The organism is Mycobacterium sp. (assembly GCF_046091765.1).
In the GTDB taxonomy this organism is placed as follows: Bacteria; Actinomycetota; Actinomycetes; order Mycobacteriales; family Mycobacteriaceae; genus Mycobacterium.
Map to the genome: position 1 here is coordinate 1 of NZ_JBJTCF010000020.1, position 4,218 is coordinate 4,218.

Here is a 4,218-nt window from a genome sequence, read left to right on the forward strand (position 1 = left end):
CCACCGCCGCCCGGTGGTTGACCCCGCCGACCTCGACGCGGTGGCACGGCAGCTGGGGCGCGAACCGCGCGGGGTGCTGGCGGTCGCCTACCGCTGCCCCAACGGTGAGCCCGCCGTGGTCCGCACCGCACCGCGGCTGCCCGACGGCACCCCCTTCCCGACGCTGTACTACCTGACCCATCCGCTGCTGACCGCCGCGGCCAGCCGGCTGGAGTCCGAGGGCATGATGGCGGAGATGAACGCGCAGCTGGGTGCGGATGCTGAACTGGCGGGCGCCTACCGCCGCGCCCACGAGTCCTACCTGGCCGAGCGCGACGCGATCGAGCCGCTGGGCACGACCACCTCGGCGGGCGGGATGCCCGAGCGGGTCAAGTGTCTGCACGTGCTGATGGCCCACGCGCTGGCCAAGGGCCGCGGGGTCAACCCGCTGGGCGACGCGGCGCTGGCCGCCATCGCCGCCGACCCGGCGATGACCGGGATCCTCGCCGCGGAGCAGTGGAGGTGACCCGGGTCGCGGCGATCGACTGCGGCACCAACTCGATCCGGCTGCTCGTCGCCGAGCGTTCCGGTGCGAGGCTGACCGACGTGCACCGCGAGATGCGCATCGTGCGCCTCGGCGAGGGGGTGGACGCCACCGGGAGTTTCAGCGCCGGCGCGCTGGCGCGCACCCGCGCCGCGCTGGCGGACTACGCCGGGCTGCTGGGCCGCTACCGGGTGGAGCGGGTGCGGATGGTGGCGACCTCGGCCACCCGCGACGCCGCCAACCGCGACGACTTCTTCGCGATGACCGCCGCCGTGCTCGGCGAGGTGGTGCCGGGTGCGGTGGCCGAGGTGATCACCGGGGCCGAGGAGGCGGAGCTGTCCTTCAACGGCGCGGTCGGGGAATTAGATTCGGCCGCAGGGCCTTTCGTCGTCGTCGACCTCGGCGGCGGATCCACCGAGGTGGTGCTCGGTCAGGCCACCGGGGGTGTGCAGGCCAGCTTCTCCGCCGACATCGGGTGCGTGCGCATGACCGAGCGCTGCCTGCACTCCGATCCGCCGACCGCCGCCGAGGTCACCCGGGCACGGGAGGTGGTGCGCGAGCGTCTGGGCGAGGCACTGGCGGCGGTGCCGGTGGAGCGCGCGCGCACGTGGGTGGGGGTGGCGGGCACGTTCACCACGATCGCCGCGCTGGCCCACGGCCTGCCCCGCTATGACCCGGCGGCCATCCACCTCTCACGGGTGGGGTTCGCCGAACTGGGCGCGGTGTGCGCCGAGCTGATCGCCATGACCCGGGCGCAGCGCGCCGCGCTCGGGCCCATGCACGAGGGCCGGGTCGACGTCATCGGCGGCGGGGCGATCATCGTCGAGGAACTGGCCGCCGCACTGGGCGAGCGGGCCGGGATCGGTGAGCTGGTGGTCAGCGAGCACGACATCCTCGACGGGATCGCGCTCGCGATCTCCTAGAGCTTGACCCGGCAGCCGCTGCCGATGTTGCGGCAGTGCGCCTGGCTCTTGCAGGCGCCGCAGCGGCAGGTACAGCCGCCGGTGCGCTTGATGTCGGGGATACGCATCTCATGGCCTCCTTCAAAGCCCGCCGAGTCGGGCACTTCCACGATAGTTGCCCGGACCCCCCCGCGTCTGGGTAGTCCTGCGATTACGGAAAGCCCAGCGCAGTGGGTAATCTGGTGGGCCGGTGCGCAGCTCACCGGTAGGGAGGTCGGCGATGGACGCGGATGCGATCTACCTGTCCAAGGTCGAGAACTTCGAGCGGCTCTACGACGACAGGGTGGATACCGCCGTGTCGCTGCTCGGCGGTGATCCGCAGTCGGTTCGGGAGATCGAGACCGCGCGGGCCATCGTCAAGGCGGCCATCGCCGAGCTCCTTCAGTTCTACCGTGATCTCTTCATCGAGCGCAGTCCCGCGCTGGGCAAGGACGCGCCGCTGCGCTTCACCCGGCTGGAGGCCAACATCGCGATGGCCGTCCAGCAGACCCTGGATGCGATGCGCAAACTGATCGGGTTGCAGTCCGCGCCGGCCCCGATCAGGCGGGTGCGCTCACGGGTGCTGCGCAACGCGATCAGGAAGATCAACGCCAGCCTGGCGCGCCGCGAGCCCGCCGCTCCGCTCTCCCCGGTGGTGGGCTTTCAGGAGATGATGCTGGCCGGGCGCAAGCGAGCCAAGACCGCGGCGATCATCGTCGCGCTGGTCGGGCTGCACCGCTCGGTGTCGCACTGGCCCAAGTGGCTGGACCCGAGCAACTTCTTCCGCTCCGACGACATCGTCTACGCCGGCACCGAGCAGGCCAACGCCCAACTCGCCGCCAGCCCGCACCGGGTGATGGTGGTGGTCGGCAACCACGACGGGTCGACCTACGACGGGTCGATCGCCAACCGGATGGCGCACAAGCTGGGCACCGGGCACCACATCGTGATGGCGCGCAAGGGCGTCTACCCGATCCCGCCGCCGGAATCCACCGGCGATGTCGTCTACGTCGACGAGGACGATCCCAACTCCTACCCGATCGCCGAGAGTGTGGCGCGGGTCAAGGAGTACCTCGGCAAGCGCGAGGTGGTCAGCATCGCGGTCTACCCCGAGGGCATGCTGGCCTTCACCGGGGCGCAGATGCCGATGGTCGCCAAGGAGGGCGCCTACATCGTGGCGCGCAAGATCGCCATCGAACTGCGCGACCAGGGCGTGCCGGTCTATCTGGTGGAGCTGAAGTCCAACATCCTGCCGCACCTGACCGAACCGGAGTACGTCGACGCCGAGGTGCGGGTGACCAGTGTGGAGCTGGTGCCCGCCGAGCCGATGGTCAAGGGCCAGCCCGACGAGTGGATCGCGCGGCGCCGGCTGGTATCCCAGACGCTCTACAACCAGGACCGCGGCGAGAAGATGATCGACCTGGCCGACATCACCCCCATCCCCGGGTCGATCACCTTCCAGGCCCGCGGCCTGTTACGCCACTCCGAGATTCACTGACTGCCCCGCCCCCATAGCCCAATTGGCAGAGGCAGCGGACTTAAAATCCGCCCAGTGTCGGTTCGAGTCCGACTGGGGGCACCACGCCCGGGGATGTAGTCGGTGTCACGGTCGCCTTCGCGTCTATGCGGCGACGACCGTGCGTTGAGCCACTGCACCGTCAAGCCGTCGGCATTGGTATTGGCCATCTGCGACAGCTTCGCCAATGCGTTTGCCGCACCGGGAACGTCTCGCGTGTGGGCTCAGATGCCGGGGGCGCCGAGGACAATAGTGTAGGGGCGACCACCGAAAACAGGTCCCGGCGATGACGGCGCGCATGAATTGGGCCCGACGCTGCAGTTGAAGGCCCAGACATAGTCAGAGTAGACGGCGTGGATGCGCCACCCAGCGGGAACGTACGGCACCGCCTCGAAATCCAGTTTGTCGTCGAAGGTGGGTCGCGGTTGGTAGTAAAAGTCGTCAAAGCCGAACTCGACCTGTTCCCCGGGCTGTATCTGGTATCCATAGGGGGGTTGCGTACCGGCGTGCTCACTTGTTCCCTTGTAGATCAACACTCTGTTGGTGAGGTTCTGGACTAAGAGTGTCCAAGGTAAGGACGAACTCACCAGCTCCAGCGGCACGGTGACTTCGAGCGGGCCGGCAGTGGGATTGAGAATGTTGAACCCGCCGTCGCTGACCTCGACCGTGAAGCTCTCCGGCACCCCGTCGGCGAAGTCGGGTCCGGGGGTGTAGGTCCAGATGCCGTCGGGAGCGATCTCGACGGTGCCCAGTGCGGGTGCCTTGCTCACCGAGTAGGCCAGCGCGTCACCTTCGGCATCAACAACACCGAGCGAGCCGACAAGCTGCCCGTTCGCCTTCGTCGAGATCTGGTAGGCGCTGGCGGTCGGCAACTGGTTGAACAGTGTTCGGCGCACCAGCAGCAGCGCCCCGGAGAGCAAATCAGAGATCGGATTGGCCGGCAGGCTCGACAGCAACCGCGACACCGAGTCGAAGAACCCGGCTACCGCCGTGTTGAGCCGGGCGATGGACTGCTGCACATCCGCGGCGGCAGTCGTCTGGCCGCCACCGGCACCGGCCACCGGCACCGGCGCGCCATCGCCGAGGGTGTAGAACATCCACTCCGGCTGGCCGTCCTGGGAGCCGTCCTGGGGCAGATCCGTCGTCTCCCGCCACCACGGCAGCGGCTGGCCCTCCTCCCAGGTCCACCCCCAGTCGGGGAATTCCACCGGGTCGAGCACGTCCACCCCGGGGTCCGA

General features: G+C 69.1%; 5 protein-coding genes and 1 tRNA gene. 4 read left to right on the forward strand and 2 right to left on the reverse strand.

Features of this window, described 5'->3' with window-relative positions:
- Positions 1-13 precede the first annotated feature (13 nt).
- Both ACKOB8_RS02110 and ACKOB8_RS02115 read left to right on the forward strand, forming a co-directional pair.
- Positions 14-505, forward strand: coding sequence for a DUF501 domain-containing protein (locus tag ACKOB8_RS02110; protein WP_526375168.1), 492 nt, complete (start codon positions 14-16; stop codon positions 503-505).
- The gene (locus ACKOB8_RS02115) at positions 502-1,446 is read left to right on the forward strand and encodes a Ppx/GppA phosphatase family protein (protein WP_526375160.1); all 945 of its coding nucleotides are present in this window, start codon (positions 502-504) and stop codon (positions 1,444-1,446) included. The genes ACKOB8_RS02110 and ACKOB8_RS02115 overlap by 4 nt, the downstream gene beginning before the upstream one ends.
- Here ACKOB8_RS02115 and ACKOB8_RS02120 read toward each other — a convergent pair.
- A complete protein-coding gene (locus ACKOB8_RS02120; RefSeq protein WP_526375162.1) occupies positions 1,443-1,553 on the reverse strand; it encodes a calcium-binding protein in 111 nt (36 codons plus the stop codon). The two genes, ACKOB8_RS02115 and ACKOB8_RS02120, sit on opposite strands and share 4 nt — an antisense overlap.
- Before the next feature lie 152 nt (positions 1,554-1,705).
- Between ACKOB8_RS02120 and ACKOB8_RS02125 the strand changes: the two genes are divergently transcribed.
- Together ACKOB8_RS02125 and ACKOB8_RS02130 are read left to right on the forward strand one after the other, a co-directional pair.
- Complete coding sequence (locus ACKOB8_RS02125; protein WP_526375164.1) at positions 1,706-2,962, forward strand: hypothetical protein; 1,257 nt, start codon at positions 1,706-1,708, stop codon at positions 2,960-2,962.
- Positions 2,963-2,969: 7 nt separating this feature from the next.
- Positions 2,970-3,046 (forward strand) — tRNA-Leu (locus tag ACKOB8_RS02130).
- Positions 3,047-3,204: 158 nt separating this feature from the next.
- Here ACKOB8_RS02130 and ACKOB8_RS02135 read toward each other — a convergent pair.
- Positions 3,205-4,218: cadherin-like domain-containing protein (locus tag ACKOB8_RS02135; RefSeq protein WP_526375166.1), on the reverse strand; the 1,014-nt coding region annotated here is incomplete at its 5' end.

Coding starts and splice junctions, on each gene's coding strand:
- ACKOB8_RS02120 (WP_526375162.1), bottom strand. CDS start 1,553: ATGCGTATCCCCGACATCAAGCGCACCGGCGGCTGTACCTGCCGCTGC.
- ACKOB8_RS02125 (WP_526375164.1), top strand. CDS start 1,706: ATGGACGCGGATGCGATCTACCTGTCCAAGGTCGAGAACTTCGAGCGG.